This window comes from Geobacillus sp. LYN3 (genome assembly GCF_003064505.1).
GTDB lineage: Bacteria > Bacillota > Bacilli > Bacillales > Anoxybacillaceae > Parageobacillus_B > Parageobacillus_B toebii.
On the sequence record NZ_QCWL01000001.1, the window covers coordinates 1,803,299 to 1,823,848 of the forward strand.

The 20,550-nt window shown below is 46.3% G+C and carries 19 protein-coding genes, 1 tRNA gene, 1 pseudogene and 1 riboswitch; of the genes and pseudogenes, 20 read left to right on the forward strand and 1 reads right to left on the reverse strand.

Annotated features, from left to right (window positions below; all coding sequences use genetic code 11):
• Positions 1-604 precede the first annotated feature (604 nt).
• Positions 605-1,156: a cysteine hydrolase family protein gene (locus DCC82_RS09365; RefSeq protein ID WP_062678424.1), complete on the forward strand. Its 552-nt coding sequence runs from the start codon at positions 605-607 to the stop codon at positions 1,154-1,156.
• Between the two features lie 58 nt (positions 1,157-1,214).
• Entirely contained in the window at positions 1,215-2,690 is a 1,476-nt protein-coding gene (locus DCC82_RS09370) for a nicotinate phosphoribosyltransferase (protein WP_097354460.1), read from the forward strand.
• 297 nt (positions 2,691-2,987) lie between these two features.
• On the opposite strand, the gene pepF is transcribed toward DCC82_RS09370, so the two are convergent.
• Positions 2,988-4,859 (reverse strand): oligoendopeptidase F, encoded by a 1,872-nt coding sequence (pepF, locus tag DCC82_RS09375; RefSeq protein WP_083767436.1) that lies wholly within the window; start codon positions 4,857-4,859, stop codon positions 2,988-2,990.
• A 135-nt stretch (positions 4,860-4,994) separates the two neighbouring features.
• On the opposite strand from pepF, the pseudogene DCC82_RS18105 reads away from it, so the two are divergent.
• From DCC82_RS18105 to DCC82_RS09465, 18 genes and pseudogenes are all read left to right on the forward strand, one after another.
• A pseudogene (locus DCC82_RS18105) lies at positions 4,995-5,146 on the forward strand (aldo/keto reductase); the annotation flags it as partial.
• Between the two features lie 112 nt (positions 5,147-5,258).
• Positions 5,259-7,415 (forward strand): DNA topoisomerase III, encoded by a 2,157-nt coding sequence (locus tag DCC82_RS09385; protein WP_097354461.1) that lies wholly within the window; start codon positions 5,259-5,261, stop codon positions 7,413-7,415.
• Positions 7,416-7,743: 328 nt separating this feature from the next.
• Positions 7,744-7,815: transfer RNA gene (locus DCC82_RS09390), tRNA-Gln, on the forward strand.
• A gap of 102 nt (positions 7,816-7,917) precedes the next feature.
• The gene (gene rraA, locus DCC82_RS09395; RefSeq protein WP_097354462.1) at positions 7,918-8,412 is read left to right on the forward strand and encodes a ribonuclease E activity regulator RraA; all 495 of its coding nucleotides are present in this window, start codon (positions 7,918-7,920) and stop codon (positions 8,410-8,412) included.
• A 49-nt stretch (positions 8,413-8,461) separates the two neighbouring features.
• A riboswitch (cobalamin riboswitch) is annotated at positions 8,462-8,653 on the forward strand.
• Positions 8,654-8,778: 125 nt separating this feature from the next.
• A complete protein-coding gene (locus tag DCC82_RS09400) occupies positions 8,779-9,177 on the forward strand; it encodes a (2Fe-2S) ferredoxin domain-containing protein (protein ID WP_015863801.1) in 399 nt (132 codons plus the stop codon).
• The gene (locus tag DCC82_RS09405; protein ID WP_015863802.1) at positions 9,174-9,914 is read left to right on the forward strand and encodes an energy-coupling factor ABC transporter permease; all 741 of its coding nucleotides are present in this window, start codon (positions 9,174-9,176) and stop codon (positions 9,912-9,914) included. The genes DCC82_RS09400 and DCC82_RS09405 overlap by 4 nt, the downstream gene beginning before the upstream one ends.
• 1 nt (position 9,915) lies before the next feature.
• Positions 9,916-10,200 carry an energy-coupling factor ABC transporter substrate-binding protein gene (locus DCC82_RS09410; protein ID WP_097354463.1) on the forward strand — a complete coding sequence of 95 codons (285 nt, stop codon included), beginning with the start codon at positions 9,916-9,918 and terminating at the stop codon, positions 10,198-10,200.
• Entirely contained in the window at positions 10,197-10,913 is a 717-nt protein-coding gene (cbiQ, locus tag DCC82_RS09415; RefSeq protein ID WP_097354464.1) for a cobalt ECF transporter T component CbiQ, read from the forward strand. The genes DCC82_RS09410 and cbiQ overlap by 4 nt, the downstream gene beginning before the upstream one ends.
• 17 nt (positions 10,914-10,930) lie before the next feature.
• Positions 10,931-11,776 (forward strand): energy-coupling factor ABC transporter ATP-binding protein, encoded by an 846-nt coding sequence (locus tag DCC82_RS09420; protein WP_097354465.1) that lies wholly within the window; start codon positions 10,931-10,933, stop codon positions 11,774-11,776.
• Positions 11,777-11,844: 68 nt separating this feature from the next.
• Positions 11,845-13,407, forward strand: a complete 1,563-nt coding sequence (gene cobJ / locus DCC82_RS09425; protein WP_097354466.1) for a precorrin-3B C(17)-methyltransferase — start codon at positions 11,845-11,847, stop codon at positions 13,405-13,407.
• Positions 13,408-13,422: 15 nt separating this feature from the next.
• Positions 13,423-14,244 (forward strand): sirohydrochlorin chelatase, encoded by an 822-nt coding sequence (locus tag DCC82_RS09430; protein ID WP_097354467.1) that lies wholly within the window; start codon positions 13,423-13,425, stop codon positions 14,242-14,244.
• A gap of 12 nt (positions 14,245-14,256) precedes the next feature.
• Positions 14,257-15,036, forward strand: a complete 780-nt coding sequence (gene cobK / locus DCC82_RS09435) for a precorrin-6A reductase (protein ID WP_015863808.1) — start codon at positions 14,257-14,259, stop codon at positions 15,034-15,036.
• A gap of 17 nt (positions 15,037-15,053) precedes the next feature.
• On the forward strand, positions 15,054-15,701 hold the full coding sequence (locus DCC82_RS09440) for a precorrin-8X methylmutase (protein ID WP_062678673.1): 648 nt from the start codon (positions 15,054-15,056) through the stop codon (positions 15,699-15,701).
• A 4-nt stretch (positions 15,702-15,705) separates the two neighbouring features.
• A complete protein-coding gene (locus DCC82_RS09445) occupies positions 15,706-16,803 on the forward strand; it encodes a cobalt-precorrin-5B (C(1))-methyltransferase (protein WP_097354468.1) in 1,098 nt (365 codons plus the stop codon).
• On the forward strand, positions 16,790-17,995 hold the full coding sequence (locus DCC82_RS09450; protein ID WP_015863811.1) for a bifunctional cobalt-precorrin-7 (C(5))-methyltransferase/cobalt-precorrin-6B (C(15))-methyltransferase: 1,206 nt from the start codon (positions 16,790-16,792) through the stop codon (positions 17,993-17,995). The genes DCC82_RS09445 and DCC82_RS09450 overlap by 14 nt, the downstream gene beginning before the upstream one ends.
• Positions 17,992-18,693, forward strand: a complete 702-nt coding sequence (gene cobI, locus DCC82_RS09455; RefSeq protein ID WP_015863812.1) for a precorrin-2 C(20)-methyltransferase — start codon at positions 17,992-17,994, stop codon at positions 18,691-18,693. The genes DCC82_RS09450 and cobI overlap by 4 nt, the downstream gene beginning before the upstream one ends.
• Positions 18,690-19,460, forward strand: coding sequence for a precorrin-4 C(11)-methyltransferase (gene cobM / locus DCC82_RS09460; protein WP_015863813.1), 771 nt, complete (start codon positions 18,690-18,692; stop codon positions 19,458-19,460). Before cobI ends, cobM begins: the two co-directional genes overlap by 4 nt.
• A gap of 4 nt (positions 19,461-19,464) precedes the next feature.
• A complete protein-coding gene (locus tag DCC82_RS09465; RefSeq protein ID WP_097354469.1) occupies positions 19,465-20,538 on the forward strand; it encodes a cobalt-precorrin 5A hydrolase in 1,074 nt (357 codons plus the stop codon).
• Positions 20,539-20,550 lie beyond the last annotated feature (12 nt).

Below are 20,550 nucleotides of genomic sequence, written 5' to 3' on the forward strand. Positions count from 1 at the left end.
ATAAGGATTGCTTGAAGCAGTCAAACTTCTTTGGAAGCCCCCACTTCAAATTTTCGCTAGAAAATTAAGTGGAGGTAGTTCACTACCGTATACGAAAAAAAGTGAGTGATAAACCTTAATTACCTTGATTGGCTACAAGCCTTTCAAGTTTTTTTATTTTAAGACTAATCGCTGTGCAAAATAAAGCGTGTTTATAAGAGGGTGTAAATTAGCATATTGTTTCGGGCCTACTTTTATTTCTGTCCATTTTCTGAAACAACGCTACGCATCCGTCGTCATATTGACATTGCACAGACACTCCTTGATGAAATGAGAGGGGAAATGATCTGAACTTAGTGAAAGATAAACAAACTTCATCATAACAAAGCGATTTGTTCAAAAAAAAATCCCTAAACTCGTGAACTCAAGGCAGAAATATCGATTTTTCTAAGAATATTGATATATAATTGTACTTGTATTAGTTGCAAATTTAAATCGTGTTTATTCGACACTAAGAATGATATACTGCTAAAGAAAGTGTCTCTGCGCCAACATATGCCGCGTCTCAGAGCATAATCTTGCGCATTATTCACACGTGAAAATTCGGATAATGGGGGAGCTGCGTATGAAAAAAGCATTGATAAACATCGATTATACGATTGATTTCATTGCCGATCACGGCGCGCTTACTTGCGGAAAGCCGGGGCAGCAAATCGAATCAGAGCTTGTGCGGATTACGAAAGAGTTTATCGAAAATGGCGATTATGTCGTATTTGCGGTTGATCTCCACAAAGCCGGCGACACGTATCATCCAGAAGCGAAACTGTTTCCGCCGCATAATATCGAAGGCACAGAAGGCCGGAAGTTATATGGAGAGTTGGAAGCGGTTTATCAGGCGAATAAGCATAAAGATAACGTATATTGGATGGATAAAACGAGATATAGCGCATTTGCGGGCACGGATTTAGAAATTAAACTGAGGGAACGAGGAATTACAGAAGTTCATTTGGTAGGCTGCTGCACCGACATATGCGTGCTTCATACAGCGGTCGACGCGTATAACAAAGGATTTCGCATCGTCGTACATAAAAAAGCGGTTGCGAGCTTCAATCCTGTCGGGCACGAATGGGCGCTCGATCACTTCAAACAATCGTTAGGCGCGGAAGTAGTGGAATAAAATAAGTGTTGGTGTTGGACAAGCGGATTAAAACTGACTAGTTTTTGGAGGTAATGCAATGCATCAAAAATATACAGATGATAGTTTTACTCTTCATACGGATTTGTATCAAATCAACATGGCAGAAACGTACTGGGAAGACGGTATTCATCAGCGCAAAGCCGTATTTGAAGTGTTTTTTCGAAAACTTCCTTTTGGAAACGGATACGCGGTGTTCGCGGGCTTAGAAAGGGTTATTCAATATTTGCAAAATTTCCGGTTTACAGAAAGCGATATTGACTATTTGCGCTCGGAATTAGGGTATCGGGACGATTTTTTGGAATATTTGAAAACCGTTCGTTTTACAGGCACGTTGCGCTCGATGAGAGAAGGGGAGCTAGTCTTTGGCAATGAACCGATTCTTCGCGTCGAAGCTCCATTAATTGAAGCGCAATTAATCGAAACAGCGATTTTAAACATTATCAACTTCCAAACATTAATTGCGACGAAAGCTTCCCGCATTAAACAAATTCTTGGCGATCAAATGGCGATGGAGTTCGGCAGCCGCCGGGCGCACGAAATGGACGCTGCACTGTGGGGAGCGCGCGCCGCTTACATTGGCGGTTTTGAAGCGACTTCCAATGTGCGTGCAGGAAAACTTTTCGGCATCCCGGTTGTTGGCACGCACGCTCATGCGTTGGTTCAGGCATATCAAGACGAATATGTCGCATTCCATAAATATGCGCGCCGCCATAAAGATTGCGTGTTTCTCGTAGATACGTATGACACATTAAAATCAGGCGTGCCAAATGCTATTAGAGTGGCCAAAGAACTAGGCGATCAAATTAATTTTATTGGCATACGCATCGATAGCGGCGATTTAGCGTATTTATCAAAAGAAGCACGAAAAATGTTAGATGAAGCCGGGTTTAAAGATGCGAAAATTTTTGCTTCGAGCGACTTAGATGAGGAAACGATTCTTAATTTAAAATCCCAAGGGGCGAAAATCGATGTATGGGGAATCGGCACGAAATTAATTACCGCTTACGATCAGCCAGCTTTAGGAGCTGTCTACAAATTAGTCGCTATTGAGGATGAAAACGGGAATATGGTCGATACAATTAAAATCAGCGGCAACCCGGAAAAGGTGACAACTCCCGGGTTGAAACGGGTGTACCGCATTATTAATAAAATCAACAAAAAAGCGGAAGGAGACTATATTGCGCTTGAAAGCGAAAATCCGCAAAAAGAGGAACGGCTGAAAATGTTCCATCCTGTTTATACATTTATTAGTAAATTTGTGACAAATTTTGAAGCGCGAGATTTGCATCATACCATTTTCCAAGATGGAAAACTCGTATATACTTCTCCTCCGCTAAAAGAAATTCAACAATTCACGAAAGAAAATTTAAAATTGCTTTGGGACGAATACAAGCGGACGATGAATCCCGAGCAATATCCCGTCGATTTAAGCCAAGCATGTTGGGATAACAAAATGGAGAAAATTCGGAAAGTGAAAGAGAAGATTGAAAAGATGGGAGATACGGAGCATTAATTTTCGATAGGCATGATGAAAGGTCACCGCAAGACTATACGCGGTGGCTTTTTTCGGTTTATCTTTTTTGCCGAGAAGACCCTCAACTCTAAGCGAAGCGTAGGTGGGGGATGAATCGGTATTTTTTGTCTTTTTGGTAATCTTAATAGTTTGAGCAGCTATGGCCAAAGGAAACAAGGAGACGGCAGCTATGTTTTCCGCATTAAAGTAAAATAAATGTTGTTTGTCGATTGGATCAAAAAGCGCTGGCTCGAAAAGGCTTGGAAAGTAACCTTTTGGAGCCAGACTTATTTCCGGTTACAGTCTTCCTTGTTTTTTCAACAGCTGTTCCATTTCGCGGACGAGCGAATCGAAATAAGAAAGCAGGTTCTCGAGCGGCTTCGGTGATGTCATATCCACTCCCGCTTTTTGTAAAAGGCGGATCGGGTCGTCGGATGTTCCAGAGCGCAAAAACTGCAGATAGCGTTTAGTCGCCTCTCCGGTTTCATCCGCTTTCATTTGCTTGACAAGCTCAAAGGAAGCGGCGAGCGAGGTTGCGTATTTGTATACGTAAAACGCATCATAAAAATGCGGAATGCGCAGCCAGCCGCGCGCAGCTTCCGGATCGGCGGCGTAGGCAGGGCCGTAATATTTTTTCAACAGGCGAAGCCAAAGCTCGTTCAGTTCGGCTGCGGTTAAGCTCCCGCCTTGCCGCACTTTGTCATGAATCGCTTGTTCGAATTCGGAATACATTACTTGCGTATATAATGTGCCGCGAATTTGATCGATTTGCTGGTTGAGCAAATACAGCTTTTCTTCGTCCGTTTTTGCTTGCTTTAAGAAATAATCCATCATCAGCCATTCGTTGGCGGTGGAAGCGACTTCCGCGGTAAAAATCGATTGTCTGGAATAATGGTATGGCTGCGTTTTGTTTGTATAGACGGAATTCATCGCGTGCCCGATTTCGTGGGCGGTCGTCAGCAAGCCATCGAGCGACCCGTCGTAGTTGAGCAAAATAAACGGATGGGTGTCGTACGCCCCCGTATTATAGCCGCCCGTATATTTTTTTGGGCGCGGATAGACGTCAATCCAGCGCTGTTCGAAAGCGCGCCGCACGTTTTGGATGTAGTCGTCTCCGAGCGGTTTCAGCCCTTCAAGGATGAGCGATTGCGCCGTTTCGAACGGAAACTTCATTTTTTTCGCGATGGTCTCTTCAACGAGCGGCACAGACATATCGTAAGTGTGGACACGGTCGACGCCGAGCGCCTTTTTGCGCAGTTCGACATAGCGATGCAGTGACGGCAAGTGAGTATTGACGGTAGAAATGAGATTGGTAAACACTTGTTTTGGCACATCATCGGCCGATAGTGCCGCATCGAGCCCAGATTTGTATTTTCGCGCTTTCGCGTACAGTTCGTCCGCTTTCACAGATGCGTATAACGTGGCGGCGGATGTGTTTTCGATCGTTTCATAGCTTTGAAAACGCGTTTGAAACGCCCGCTTGCGATAGTTGCGATCCGGATGTTCAAGCGCTTTTGTATAGTTTTCATCCGTCAACGAAACCGTTTTTCCGTCCGGTGTGCGCACAGAAGGCGGGTCATAATCGCCGCGCGCGGCATTGTTATAAATGTTTTCCGGATCACTCATGATGGGAGAAAGCTTGGCGAGCAGCTGTTCCTCTCTTTTGGAAAGAGTATGCTTTTTCCGTTCGCGCAATTCTTCAAAATAATAGCGGTATGGCTTAAGCGGCTTGCTTTTTTGCAGCTTGGCAAGCGTCCGTTCGGAAAGCGACAGCAGTTCCGGCTCGATAAACGCCGTTTTTGCCGCATAGTCGGAAATCAGTGTTTCCACTTGCGCTTTTAGATGAGCGGCCGTCTTGTCTTCAATGTTAAGATCTTGTTTTAAGTGAGCATAAAGGGACAATTTTTCGAGCTTTCGTGCTATCCTTTCATTAAGGGCAAATAGTTTGGCGACGTTGGAAGCGCGTGCAAGCTTGCCTTCATAGGAGGACAGTTTCGGCAACGCATCGGCGACTGCTTGATAGTCGCGTTTGAAATTGGCTTCCGACACGTAAATGTCGGCTAGATTCCATTGGTATTTTGCATTGATTTTTGTTTCTTCCGCATCCGTTCGAAGCGGAATAAGCAGCAGTATGACAATCAACCATACATACGATCGTTTTTTCATCATCGGCCTCTTCCTTTCCTGTTTTTTCCGTTGTTACGTAGTATGCGCAAAAACGAAAAGATTACTCGATACAAGGAAAGGAGTGGCGGAAACGATGTGGAATGTATATGTGTACGATAAAGAAGAGGAGGGGACTTTGTGGAGAGAATACGTTTAGCAGAAGATTTAACCTTCTCCGCATTATTCACGGATCATGGAGACTAGCGGAGTGGAATTATTCCAAAGAACAGATACTTGATCTTATTGAATTTTGCCTCGAACAAGGAATTACGACGTTTGACCATGCTGACGGTGCGCGCACTTATGCTGCCGCTTCGCCGCGAGCAGTGGTTTGACATTTTGCAAAGCTCGATGGGACATGAAGTGCCGTAATCCACAACGAACAACAAGGAGTAATTCATCATGAAAGTGATTATCGCCGAAAAACCAGATCAAGGCGCCACATTGGCGTCGATTTTTCAGACGAAAAAACATCAAGGATATATTGAAATTTTTCCAAATGAATTGTTTCCGAAAGGAGCGTATATGACATGGGCGATCGGGCATCTTCTCCAGCTCGTTCCGCCCGAACGGTATCGTCCGGAATGGAAACAATGGAAGCTCGAGGCGCTGCCGATCATTCCGGAGCGTTTTCAATATGAAGTGGAAAAAGCGAAAGCAAAACAGTTTGCGATTGTGAAAGAACTGCTTCGCAAACCGGAAGTGACGGAAATTATCCATGCCGGTGACGCCGGAAGAGAAGGGGAACTGATCGTCCGCAATATTATTCAAATGAGCGGTGTGAAAAAGCCGATGAAGCGGCTTTGGCTTTCGTCGTTAACTCCAAAAGCGATTTACGAAGGATTCCGCCAGCTGTTAGATGAAGCCGAAACAAGAAATTTATATGAAGAAGCGTACGCGCGCGCCTGTGCCGATTGGCTTGTCGGGATGAACGCTTCTCGTGTTTACAGCATTTTGCTAAAGCAAAAAGGGATGAATGATGTCTTTTCTGTAGGAAGAGTGCAAACGCCGACACTCGCGTTCATCGTGAAACGGGAAAAGGAAATCGAGCAGTTTCGTCCCGAACCGTTTTGGGAAGTGATGGCGAAGTTTCACATTGACGGCAAGCAATACGAAGGGAAATGGGTGGACGAAAAAGGGGAAACGCGTATCAAGGAGGAGCTGCTGGCGCAAAAAATCGCGCAGTTTTGCCGAAACAAGCCGGCCGAAGTAAAAGAGGTTCAAACGGAAAGAAAAACGTTTCATCCGCCGTTGTTATTCAACTTGTCCTCCTTGCAGGCAGCGGCCAATAAGATGTACCAATTTTCCCCAAAAAAGACGCTCGATATTTTGCAGAAATTGTATCAAAAAGGAATCGTGTCGTATCCGCGTTCTGATTCGAACTATGTGACCAAAGGCGAAGCGGAAACATTTCCGGACATTTTGCAAAAATTGCGGGCGTTTCCGGAGTATCAACCGTTTTTTCCATTGCCGAACACGTCCATTTTACATAATAAACGTTATGTCAATGAAAAAAAGGTGACCGACCACTATGCCATCATCCCGACGGAGCAAGTGGCCGATCCGGCGAAGTTATCGGCGGATGAGCGGAAAATTTACGATTTGGTCGTGCGGCGTCTCATTGCCGCTCATTACGAAGCGGCGGTGTTTGACTATACGACCGTTATCACGCTTGTTGATGGGCGCGCCCGGTTTATTTCGAAAGGAAAGCAGCAAATCCAGGAAGGATGGCGGAAAGTCATCAGCCAGCGGGAAGAGGGCGAGGAAGCGATTCTTCCCTCGCTCCGTGAAGGCGAACAAGGCGATGTGCTGGACGTCCGTATAAAAGAAGGAAAGACCCAGCCGCCAAAGCGGTATACGGAAGGTCAGCTGATTACGCTGATGAAAACGGCAGGGAAATTTTTAGATAACGAAGAATTGGAAAAAGTGCTTGCCAAAACGGAAGGTCTTGGCACGGAAGCGACGCGCGCCGCCATCATTACGACGCTGAAAGAGCGAAATTATATCGAAGTAAAGAAAAATCAAGTATATGCGACCGATAAAGCGAAAGTGCTCATCGAAGCGATTGGCGAAAAAATTTTAGCCTCTCCGGAAATGACAGCGAAATGGGAGCAGCGTCTAAGCGAAATCGGCGAAGGGAAGGCGTCAGCGGCCCATTTTATGGAGCAAGTAAAAAAATTATCGAAAAAAATCGTCGAAGATGCGCTTGCCTCGTCGCAGCACTGGAACTTTGCCGGATTCGATACGGCATCAATTCAGCGCACCACATCGAAAGCGACGTTAGGAAAACCAGTTGGCACATGCAAATTATGCGGCGGAATGGTCATTGACAAAGGCGAGTTTTATGGCTGCGCCAATTATGCCAAGACGAAATGCTCATTTACGATTTCAAAAAGAATTCTTGGCAAAACGATTTCGCAAGCCAATGTAAAAAAGCTTTTGCAGCATGGGAAAACGAACGTCATCAAAGGGTTTAAAAAAGGAGAGAAAACGTTTGATGCAGCGTTAATGTGGGATGAAAAGGAGAAAAAAATAGTGTTTTCGTTTCCGAAAAAATAATCTCCTTTCTCATGTTGAGGGGGAGATTATTTTTTTCATCACTAGAAAATGGCAATTAGCATATTTACGAATAGATCTAAAAATTGTACGATTACACTTGTAAGGGAAATTTTTTTGAGTAACAGTAATTATATTACGTAAACAAAAGAAGGGATAACCATGGATAAACAATTTGAAAAAAGGATTTTGCCCATACTGAAATGAGTAAAAACGGAGAAGAAAAAGCGGATGAAAATTAGATGTTTTTATACATAGAGACAAAAACTTCTGGATATACTACAAATGTACAAATCATCTCATAAACAGTTTGGCAAGAACATGATAATATTGGGCTATAGCCAAGCGGTAAGGCAACGGACTTTGACTCCGTGATGCGCTGGTTCGAATCCAGCTAGCCCAGTCTCTAACAGGCAAGCAATGTCGCTTGCCTGTTTTTTTGTTGAAAAAGAAGGAGTTTTGACAAAGGATGTCAAATATAAGACATGGCAAGGAGGAGATTGTGATGAAAACAGCTGATTTATGCGATGAATTTTTGAGCGAATTGCAAGTATGCCAGCTGCCGATGCAATCTTACGGCGGCAAAGCGGAATTTTCCGGACCGATCGCGACGGTCGATGTATTTGAAGATAATGTGCTCGTTCGTGAGGCGCTCGAAACTGTTCCAGCGGGCACCGTATTGGTCGTAGACGGAAAAGGTTCGCGAAATTGCGCGCTGCTCGGAGACCGTCTTGCCCAGATCGCTTGTGAGCGCGGGCTTGCCGGGGTGATTATTCACGGATGCATTCGCGATTCCGCAGAAATCGCCAATATGCCGCTTGGGGTGATGGCGATTGGCACTTGCCCGGTGAAAAGCAAAAAAGAAGGAAAGGGAAAACGGGACGTTGCGCTCGAATTTGGCGGCGTTCGTTGGGAGCCAGGCGCCTATGTGTACGCTGATCAAGACGGGATTGTATTGGCGAAAACGGACTTATTGAAAAAAGTGGTTGACGATGTTTGAAAATTTGTACTACTATGAATAACAGAAATGTTCTTTGAAAAATCGACATTATATGCCAAACAAATAAGGTGCCTTTCTCATTAGAGAATAGGCTTAAAAGGGAAGTACGGTGAAAATCCGTCACGGTACCCGCCACTGTGATGGGGAGCTTTGTTGCATCATGTCACTGAAGGAAACTTCGGGAAGGCGCAATAAAGCGATGATCCTAAGTCAGGAGACTTGCCTTATTTGTTCGGACGGATACCTACGGGATTATAGGTAGACGTGCGGGAGAATGGTATACTTTTTTTGCTATATTTGTATGCATTTTTCTGCACCTCTGCGTATAGAGGTGCTTTTTATTTTGCAAAAAAGGAGAGACTCAACATGACAACATGGAACTTAATCGGAATGAAACATCATGTGCTGATTTGCAATGGAGGCAGCTGCATGCGTAAAGGGGGAGAAGAAGTAACGCTTGCCATCCGCGAAGAAATCGCGATGCTGGAGTTAGATGGCATTGTACATACGACGCGGACTCGCTGCAATGGCCGTTGCCAAGACGCGTGTGTAGTCATCGTTTACCCTGAAGGCGTATGGTACAACGGTGTGACGCCGGAAAAAGCAAGGGAGCTTGTGCGAAGGCATTTGCGAGATGGGGAATGGTTGGAAGAAACGATAACGTACCGTTATGAAGAGAAGCAAGGATTGATGATGTCAAAACAATCAAACGCCCCTCTAGGAATCTCGAAATTATGTAAAGCAACGGGAGGAACGAAAGCATGAAAAAATGGAAAGTCGCCCTTTTCCTTTGCGGTTTAGTCGTCTATTTTACGTTTACCGGCAGCACATCGGCATTTGCGATGCATATTATGGAAGGATTTTTGCCAGTTGGATGGGTGATTTTTTGGTGGCTAGTGTTTTTGCCGTTTTTTATCATCGGTATGCGTTCACTAATTCGGATTACACGCGAGCATCCGGAACTAAAGCTGCTCATTGCGCTGTCGGGGGCATTTACGTTTGTGCTGTCCGCCTTAAAAATTCCATCCGTTACTGGGAGCAGCTCACATCCAACGGGGGTGGGGCTCGGTGCGGTGCTGTTTGGTCCATGGACGATGGTGGTGATGGGCAGCATCGTATTGCTGTTTCAAGCGTTATTGCTGGCACATGGTGGATTGACGACATTAGGGGCGAATGCCGTGTCCATGGCGGTCATTGGCCCGATTGTGGCGTACGGTATTTATCGTTTCGGGAAAAAGTGGAATATACCGAGGCGCTGGACGATTTTTTTCGCTGCATTTTTCTCTGATTTGGCCACATATGTTGTCACCTCATTGCAATTAGCGCTGGCGTTCCCGGATGCGACAGGTGGGGTTTTCGCTTCGTTTGCCAAATTTGCCGGCATTTTTGCTGTTACGCAAATACCACTGGCGATTACAGAAGGGCTGCTTACGGTCGTCGTTTGGAATTTCTTATCCACTTACAGCAGCCAGGAACTAAACCAGTTAGAGAGGGGAGTGTAATATGAAGAGAAGTCTTTTTCTTCTTGCTATTGCTGTTTTACTGGTAGTAGCGCCGTTATTGTTCATTCATCACTCTGATTTTGGCGGCACGGATGGCCAGGCGGAAAAAATGATTCAGAAGCTCGCTCCTCATTATCAACCTTGGATGGAAACCATATTTGAGCCGCCAGGCGGAGAGGTGGAAACGTTGCTGTTTTCTGTGCAGGCGGCAATCGGTGCCGGAATTATTGGCTACATTATCGGTGTCTATAAAGGCCGGGCGAACCGAAAAGAGGAAACAAAATGATCCGGCAGTTTGACACCATTGCTTACAATAACCGCCTGCGGACAATACGTCCCGAACAAAAAGTGATATTTGCGTTCATATTATTAATGATGGCCATGATAGGTAGTTGGAAAATGCAAATAATGATGACGATTTGGCTTGCCGCATGGATTATCGGGTATGCGCGTGTTTCGTGGAAAGTTTACGCCAAAACACTCGGAGTCGTGGCATTGTTTCTGATGGTCAGTTTTCCAGCTTTGCTTGTTTCCATTGACAGTTCTTTTCATGTTTCTATTGATCGTTCGCAAATTTTCATCGCAATGTCTTTGCTCTCTCGTTCGGTCGCGGCATGGTCTTGCTTATTTTTCCTCTTGGTGACTACCCCGTTTCCAGAGATATTGTATGTGCTCAAACGAATGAAAGTACCATCCATTATCATTGAGTTGTTGTTTTTTATGTATCGGTTTGTATTTGTTTTCGAGAAAGCAGCAGAAGAGCTATACGTAGCAATGAAAGCAAGAAATGGAGGAAATCATTGGCGGCATGGCGGGATGTTGGTGTTCCAGCTTTTTCAGAAAATATGGCATTCCTATGAAGCGTTGCGCCTTGCTTTATGGGCGCGCGGAGTTTCCAATGAAATTGTCTATGTTCATATGGAAACATACAACGAAAAAAACAAACGTTATCTGTGGGAAGCAGCCATCGGCATAAGTTTGCTTCTATGGCTTGGATGATAGGAGGGCGGCAGAAGATGCTGAAAATGGATGAAGTATATTATACGTATCCGAATGGACCATGTGTGTTGAAAGGATTAAGCCTTCATGTTCCCAGTGGAAAAAAATGCGCACTCATCGGTCATAATGGATGCGGCAAGACAACGTTATTTTTACATGCGAACGGGCTGTTGCGGCCCGACTCTGGCGACATCTATTGGAATGGAGAGAAGATGGATTATCGGCGTCCAACCTTGCAAAAATGGCGGAAAGAGGTCGGCATCGTTTTTCAAAATCCGGAACACCAGCTTGTGGCGCCATTGGTACGTGATGAACTGGCGTTTGGCCTGCACCATTTAGGAATGAAAAAAAGTGAGATGGACGAGCTCATGGAAAAAGCGCTGGACGAGTTTGGATTACGTTCATGGTTGGACAAGCCCGTTCATCATTTAAGTCTCGGTCAAAAAAAATGGCTGACGCTTGCCGCCGTAATGGTGATGAATCCGAAATTATTAGTGCTCGATGAGCCGACGGCATATTTAGACCGCCTGCAAATCGAGAGGTTTGTCGAGAAGATCAACGATATTCATCGAGCTGGCACGACAGTTTTGATCGCTACTCATGATTTTGATTTTGTCTTAGAGTGGGCAGATATCGTGTTTGTCATGCATGACGGACAAATTGTCATGCAAGGATCACCGCAAGACGTATTTGCTAGGCAGCATCAATTGCAAAAATGGCATCTTGGTGTTCCGCTGCTTGCTTCTGTATGGAAAACGTTGTTTCCACACGAGATGCGCATCCCGCGGAATGTGGAAGAAATGAAACAATGGATGAGAATGAATGAGCATACAAGCCTCTATATTAGTGAAAAAGTGATATAGTGTTCAAGTTTTTTCGACAAATGAGCCCAGTTAACATGGACAAGGAAGATGGAAATTGAGGTGAGACAATGAAAGGAAAATTGCTGATTGTCGGATTTGGCCCAGGCAGCAAGGAACATATGACAAAGCGAGCGCGGGAAGCGATTGAAGAAAGCGATATTATTATCGGTTATAAAACATACATTGACCTAGTTGCGGATTTAATTGGCAATAAACAAGTGATTAGTACTGGAATGACGGAAGAAGTAAGCCGCGCTCAAGAGGCGGTGAAATGGGCGGAACGCGGAAAAACGGTCGCCGTCATTTCAAGCGGGGACGCGGGCGTGTACGGAATGGCAGGGCTTGTGTATGAGGTGCTCATTGAAAAAGGCTGGACGCGAGAAAGCGATATCGAGGTGGAAGTCATCCCAGGCATTTCTGCCATTAACTCGTGTGCCGCTCTTTTAGGTGCGCCGATTATGCATGATGCGTGCACCATTAGCTTAAGCGATCACCTAACGCCGTGGGCGCTTATTGAAAAGCGCATTGAAGCGGCGGCCGCTGCCGATTTTGTCATCGCTCTATATAATCCGAAAAGCGGACGACGCACGCGTCAAATTGTCGAAGCGCAGCGTATTCTTTTGCGTTATCGCTCGCCAAATACTCCGGTCGGATTAGTGAAAAGCGCTTATCGCGCGCGGCAACATATCGTATTGACGGATTTAGCGCATATGCTCGATTACGATATCGGAATGTTAACGACTGTCATTATCGGCAATTCTTCAACGTTTGTATACGACGGGCTGATGATCACACCACGCGGATACCAACGAAAATATACATTAAGCGCCTCCGAACAGCCGCTGAAACCACATGAACGGCTTCGCAAAGAAGCGGAACCGTGGGCGCTTGATCAAACGAAACGAGAACCGGTAAGAGAAATGGCAGAAGAAGCGTTGCAAACATTGGCGATTGGCCACCAAGACACCACGACGTTTGCGCCGGCGATTTTCGAAATCGCGGTTAGCCCGGGAGTAGCGAACAAAAATTTTACGCCAAAACAGATGATGGTACTAGCTGACATCGTCGGTGAAGACGGAACGATGATGTATACCCCGGATCATTATTTGAAGCTGGAAGTGCCTGCTTCTGATCCAGACCGTATCATCGCTAGACTGAAAGAAGCGGGGCTTGACGTTGCCCCTGTTGGTGATGTACTGACGGTGAAAGCTTGCGATTTTTGCGACGGGGAGAAAAAAGACGCGATTCCATACGCGGAAGAGTTATACGATCAGCTTGGCGGAATTGCGCTTCCGAAAGAATTGAAGCTTGGTGTAAACGGATGCGGCATGGCATGTTACGGAGCGGTGCGGGAAGATATCGGAATCGTCTATCGGAAAGGAGCATTTGACTTATTTTTAGGAGGAAAAACGGTCGGAAGAAACGCACACCCTGGGCAACTTGTCGCTGAAGGAATTCCGCCTGGCGAGATTGTGTCCGTTGTCACCCGCATTATTCAAGAATATAAGGAACGCGCGCATCCGAACGAACGGTTTCATAAGTTTTTTAAGCGAGTGAAACAAGTCGGCGGGTTTGTGTATCAAGAAGCGAAGCAAGAGGCAAAAATCGAAGTGCCTGCTTGTGGTGAATAAGGGGGAAGAAAATGAATGAAAGCAGTATTATTTGTAGGGCACGGTAGCCGTGACCCGGAAGGAAACGACCAAGTCCGGCAGTTTGTTGAGCAGCTAAAACCGCACATTGCGGCATCCTTACATGTCGAAACGAGTTTTTTAGAATTTGGACTGCCAACGATTCGCGAAGGGATTGACCGTTGTGTCGATGCCGGGGCTCGCGAGATTATCGTTATTCCGATTATTTTGCTGGCAGCGGGCCATTCGAAGCTGCATATTCCAGCGGAGATCGATGAAGCAAAGAAGCATTATCCGCATGTAGCTTTCATCTATGGCCGACCAATTGGCATTCATGAGCAAACGTTTTCGATCTTAAAAACGAGATTACAAGAAATCGGTGAAAATATAGAAAGCCCTGATCCGGAAACAGCGGTAGTGTTGCTTGGTCGCGGGGGAAGCGATCCGGATGCGAACAGCGATTTATATAAAATTTCCCGTTTATTTTGGGAACAAACGAACTATTTCCTTGTAGAACCAGCATTTATGGGAGTAACGACGCCATCGTTAGAAGATGGAGTGGAACGGTGCGTGAAGCTAGGGGCGCGGAAAGTGGTGGTTTTGCCATACTTTTTGTTTACCGGCGTGCTTATCAAGCGTCTTGGAGAAAAAGTAAAACAATTTCGTTTTCAGTATCCGCAAGTCGATTTTGCGCTAGCAGGCTACTTTGGATTTCATCCGAAGCTAAAAACGATTGTGCTTGACAGATTAGAAGAAGCGCTTGGCAAGGCGGTTATGATGAACTGTGATATGTGTCAATACCGGCTTCATGCTGCGGAGCATCATCACCATCATCATTAAGGAGGAACATGCATGATTATTGTATTAGCGGGAACGAGCGATGCCCGAAAGCTGGCGCTTTGTATCCAACAAGCGGGCTATGATGTGTTAGCGACGGTTGTTACAGAACATGCGGCGGATCAGTTGCGTGCTTCCGGCTTAGCGGTGCACCTTGGACGGCTGACGTCGGAACAATTGGCGGAGTTGATCCGTGTAAAGAAAGCGAAAGCAGTGGTGGACGCGAGCCATCCGTTTGCCGAAGAAGCATCGAAAAACGCGATGCAAGCTACCGCAGAGGCGGGGGTTCCGTATATCCGTTACGAGCGGCAAGCGGCTCACGTTGCTTATGAGCGTGTCACGTTTGTTGACAGTTATGAAGAAGCAGCTGAGCTCGCTGCGAAAAAACAAGGCGTCATTATGCTAACGACCGGAAGCAAAACGTTATCCATTTTCGCAAAAAAGCTGTTAGGGCTTCCGAATACGCGCGTGATTGCGCGCATGCTGCCGCGCAAAGACAATATGGAGAAATGTGAGGAGCTCAAGTTTCCGCAAGAAAATATCGTTGCGATGCAAGGTCCGTTTACGAAAGAACTCGATAAGGCGCTTTTCCAACATTTTGGCGTTACGTTGCTCATTACGAAAGAAAGCGGAAAAGTTGGGTTTGTCGATGAAAAAATCGCTGCCGCACAGGAGCTAGGGATTGAGACGATTGTCATCCGCCGTCCATCAATTCAGTATGGCACGGTGTATTCCCAGTTTTCCGATGTCGTTAAGGCACTACAACAAATAGTACCGTTATCCATTCATTCATGAAAGAAAGGGGTTTTACCATGGATTTTCGCACGGAATTTCGTCCGATTACAGTCCAACCGCAACAAATTGAAGAAAGAAGTTTTCAAATCATTGATGAAGAAATTGGTGAACATCATTTTACGAAAGAACAATATCCGATTGTACAGCGCGTCATTCATGCTTCTGCCGATTTTGAGCTTGGAAAAAGCTTGTTGTTTCACCCTGATGCCGTCCGTGCGGGAATCGAAGCAATACGCAGTGGCAAAACGGTCGTCGCTGATGTGCAAATGGTACAAGTCGGGGTAAATAAAGCGCGCATTGAAAAGTTTGGCGGCAAAGTGAAAGTGTATATTTCCGACGAAGATGTCATTGCGGAGGCGAAAAGGCTCAACACGACAAGAGCGATTGTCGCGATGCGAAAAGCGGCTAAAGAGGCAGAAGGCGGGATTTTTGCCATTGGCAACGCGCCAACGGCATTGCTAGAATTAATTCGTTTAATTAAAGAAGGAGAAGCACGTCCGGGATTAGTGATCGGCCTGCCGGTCGGTTTTGTGTCGGCGGCGGAATCAAAAGCGGAATTGGCGAAATTGGATGTTCCATTTATTACAAATATCGGCCGAAAAGGAGGAAGCACCATTACAGTGGCGGCGCTAAACGCGCTTTCACTGTTGGCAGAGCGAGGGTAAACGAATGGAAACGAAAAAAACGTTACGCGAGGGATATACGACAGGGGCGTGTGCCACAGCGGCAACGAAAGCGGCATTAACGGCGCTTATTACCGGCATCATACAAACGGAGGCAACCATTTATTTGCCAGTCGGACGATGGGCGACATTTGCGATCGAAGCGTGCGAGATTTATGGTGAGTCGGTGAAAGCAACGGTGATCAAAGATGGCGGGGATGACCCTGACGCGACGCATGGAGCGGCGATTGTATCAACCGTCTCATGGGCGGAGCAACCCGGCATTCACTTAGATGGCGGAAAAGGGGTAGGGCGCGTCACAAAACCGGGCTTGCCGGTGCCGGTTGGCGAAGCGGCAATTAATCCAATCCCGCGAAAAATGATTCACGAAACAGTGCGCGAGGTATTGGAACAATACGGCATTTCCCGTGGAGTGAACGTCATTATTTCCGTTCCTAACGGGGAAGAAATCGCCAAAAAAACGTTAAACGCGCGCCTTGGCATTATCGGCGGCATTTCGATTTTAGGGACGCGCGGCATTGTCATTCCTTTTTCGACGTCCGCCTACCGCGCAAGCATCATTCAGGCAATTCAAGTGGCAAAGGCAAACGGATGCGACCATGTTGTGATCACGACGGGAGGACGAAGCGAAAAATTTGCGATGCGACAATATCCTCATCTTCCTGAGGAAGCGTTTATTGAAATGGGGGATTTTGTCGGCTTTACGCTGAAACAATGCAAACGGCTCGGCATCCGAACCGTTTCCATGGTTGGGATGATGGGGAAATTTTCTAAAGTGGCGCAAGGCATTATGATGGTGCATTCGAAAAGCGCCCCCATTGATTTTTCGTTTTTAGCAGCCATTGCTGAACAAGCCGGAGCTTCGCGGGAACTCGTTGCCGCTGTTCGCGAAGCCAATACGGCATCACAAGTTGGCGAGATGATGCAAGAAGCAGGGAATGAGCGCTTTTTTGAAATATTATGTGACCATTGTTGTTTATCCGCGTTACGTGAAGTAGGCGGCGGCATGACCGTGGAAACGTCGCTATACACAATGGGCGGTCAATTATTAGGAAAGGCGGTACGAAACGATGCAGGCGATTAAACTAATTGGCATTGGCGCCGATGGGAAAGCGAGCCTCCCGCACCTTTATGAACGTTGGATTTATGAAAGTGAGTTATTGGTCGGAGGAGAGCGTCATTTAGCCTTTTTCCCTGATTATCAAGGCGAAACGCTCACGATTCGAGGAGGGCTATCACAGCTTGTCGAGCGGCTTCGCCATGAAACGAAACGCACCGTCATTGTCGCGTCTGGTGATCCGATGTTTTATGGAATCGGTAGCTATTTATCTAGCAAACTGCCAATCGAAGTATATCCAGCAGTCAGTTCGATTCAATGGGCGTTTGCGAAAATGGGAGAAAAATGGCAGGACGCCAAATTTATCAGCGTCCACGGCCGCAGCATGAAAGGACTTGCCCAGCGCATTGACGGATGCGACAAAGTAGCGATATTAACAGATGAAACGAATTCTCCTAATGCCATTGCGAAATATTTGCTTTCGTACGGAATGACCGAATACCGTGCGTTTGTCGGAGAAAATCTTGGCAGTCAAGATGAACGGTGCCGCTTTTTCGAATTAGAAGAGATGGCAGATGCCGAGTTTTTTCCATTAAATGTGGTTATTTTACAAAAAACAAAAGAAGGTCCGATGTGGCCATTAGGAATTGACGATGACGAATTTTTGCAGCGTAAACCAGATAAAGGACTGATTACGAAAAAGGAGGTTCGGGTGTTAAGCATTAGCGCGCTCCGTCTTCATGCTAAGAGCGTTGTTTGGGACATCGGCACATGCACCGGTTCCGTCGCGATTGAAGCGGCGAAAATCGCACGCGAAGGCTCCGTGTTTGCGATTGAAAAAAATGCCCATGATATCGAAATTTGTAAAGAAAACTTAAAAAAATTCCGCGTTGACATTACGCTTGTACACGGCAAAGCACCTGAGCATTTAGACAAATTTGCCGATCCGGATGCGATTTTTATTGGCGGAACATCAGGAGAAATGGGACCGCTTCTTGATGTTTGCTGCCGGCGCTTGAAACGGAACGGACGCATCGTTGCGAATGCAGTTACGATTGAAACGCTGGCGCAGGCGGTGGAAGGATTAAAGCAGCGCGGCTTTCAAGTAGACGTTACGCTCGCGCAAATCTCAAGAAGTAAGCCGATTTTAGAGCTGACGCGGTTTTCGGCGCTTAATCCGATTTATATCATTACGGCAAAGAGGGAGGAAGACGAATGAGCGGAACATTGTATGGCATCGGCGTTGGTCCGGGCGACCCGGAGCTGTTGACGGTGAAGGCGTTTCGCCGCCTGAAAGAAGCGCATGTCATTACCTATCCGAAAAAACAGCGCGGCAGCAAAAGCTATGCCCAACAAATTATTGAAGCATATTTTTCTCCAGCGGAAAAAGAGATGATTGGTCTCGTCTTTCCAATGACGAAAAATATGGATGTGTTAACAGAAAAATGGAATGAGACGGCAGAAGCGATTTGGGAACAGCTAAGCGCAGGAAAAGATGTCGCGTTTGTGACGGAAGGAGATCCACTTTTATATAGCACGTTCATCCATCTGATGAAAATCATGAAAGAGCGGTATCCAAATGTCACGATTGAAATTGTTCCGGGAGTTTCCTCCGTCAACGCAGCGGCAGCAAGACTGCAGATCCCGCTTGCTGACGGGGATGAACAGGTGGCGATTATTCCAGCGCGCGACGACTATGAAGCAATGAAAAAAGCGCTTGAAGACCATGATTGTGTCGTTTTTTTGAAAGTGGCGAAAGTGATGGGCATGATGATCCGTCTTCTTCGAGAACAAAATTTATTGCAAAACGCTGCCGTGGTGACAAAGGTGACGTCAAAGGAAGAAATCATTTGGAATATCGAACAGCTTGAAGGAGTAGAGTTGGAATATTTAACGTTATTGGTGGTGAGAAAGTGAAACTATATATTATTGGCGCGGGCCCGGGGGCTCCGGATTTGATTACGGTGAAAGGCGCGCAACTGCTTCAGGAAGCGGACGCAATTTTTTACACCGATTCGCTCGTCAATGGCGAACTGATCGAGCGCTATCGAAAGCCGGAAGCGGAAGTATTTCATACGGCAGGAATGCATTTAGAGCAAATGGTTGAAGCGATGTTAGAACAGCTTAAGCAAGGAAAAAAAGTCGTGCGCATTCATACGGGAGATCCATCTGTTTACGGAGCGACGCTTGAACAAATCGCGCTATTCAAAAAGCAAGGGGTGGAAGTGGAAATCGTCCCTGGCGTCAGTTCGGTATTTGCGGCGGCAGCGGCTGTTCAAGCGGAGCTAACCGTTCCGGATTTAACGCAGACGGTTATTTTAACGCGAGCGGAAGGACGAACACCAGTTCCAAATAGAGAAAAACTGGAAGATTTAGCAAAACATCGTTGCACATTAGCGTTATTTTTAAGCGCTACATTAACAAAAAAAGTAACAAAGGCACTAAGGGATGCGGGATGGAGCGATGATACCCCTGTTGTGATTGTGTATAAAGCGACATGGCCAGATCAAAAAATTGTCCGTTCGACGGTCGGCACGCTGGACGAGGATATGCGCGCAAACGGCATCCGAAAACACGCCCTCATTTTAGCAGGATGGGCGTTAGACCCTGCAATTATCGAACGCGACTATCGCTCGAAGCTGTATGATAAAACGTTCACACACGGATATCGACAGGGGGTGTGAGGAGTTGTATGCGATTGTTGCGATTACGAAGCATGGTGTTGATATTGCCCGCCGCGTCGGCGAGGAGCTTCCAAACGCCCGTGTGTATTATACGAATAAGTTTGCGAGAGGAGACGAAGACGAAAAAGGCATTCGTTTGTTTGAAGGGAACGTGCGGTTATTATTGCCATCGCTTTTTCAAACATACCGCGGGCTTATTCTCATTATTTCGCTTGGTGCGGTCGTGCGGATGATTGCACCGCTATTAAAAGATAAAAAAACCGATCCGGCGGTTGTCGTTATTGATGATAAAGGGGAACATGTCATTAGCGTTCTTTCCGGACATCTTGGCGGAGCGAACGAACTGACGCGGCAAGTCGCGGAGATTTTACATGCCCATCCCGTCATTACGACTGCGTCTGACGTACAAAAAACGATTGCCGTTGATTTATTTGGCCGTTCCTTCGGCTGGGAGTGGGAATCTGACGAAAAGCTGACTCCCGTCAGCGCCGCCGTCGTCAATGAGCAACATGTTGCCATTGTACAGGAATCAGGGGAGCGAGAATGGTGGAACTATGATACCCCGCTGCCAAACAATATCCGTATTTATGATTCGATTGATGAAGCGCTAGCGGCGAAACCGGACGCCGCGCTTGTCGTTACCCATCGTTTATTAACGAAAGAGGAAGAAGCGATTTTGCAAAACGGCGTTTTGTATCGTCCAAAAGTAATCGTGCTCGGTATCGGCTGCAACCGCGGGACAACGGCGGAAGAAATTGACGCCGTCATTCGCGATACATTAGAGGAGCTGCGCTTTTCAATGAAAAGTGTGAAAGCGGTATGTACGATCGAATTAAAAAAAGACGAGCCAGGGTTGCTTGAAGTGGTGCGAAAATACGGATGGGAATTCATCTATTATACCCCTGAACAACTGAATCAAGTAAACATCGAACAGCCTTCCGAAACCGTGTACCGCTATACAGGAGCTTATGGTGTGAGCGAGCCAGCAGCGAAGCTTTATAGCGGTGCAGAGAAATTGGAATTAGTGAAGAAAAAAGCAGGTAATGTCACGATTTCCGTGGCACTTTTGCACCATTAAGGGGGAAAACAA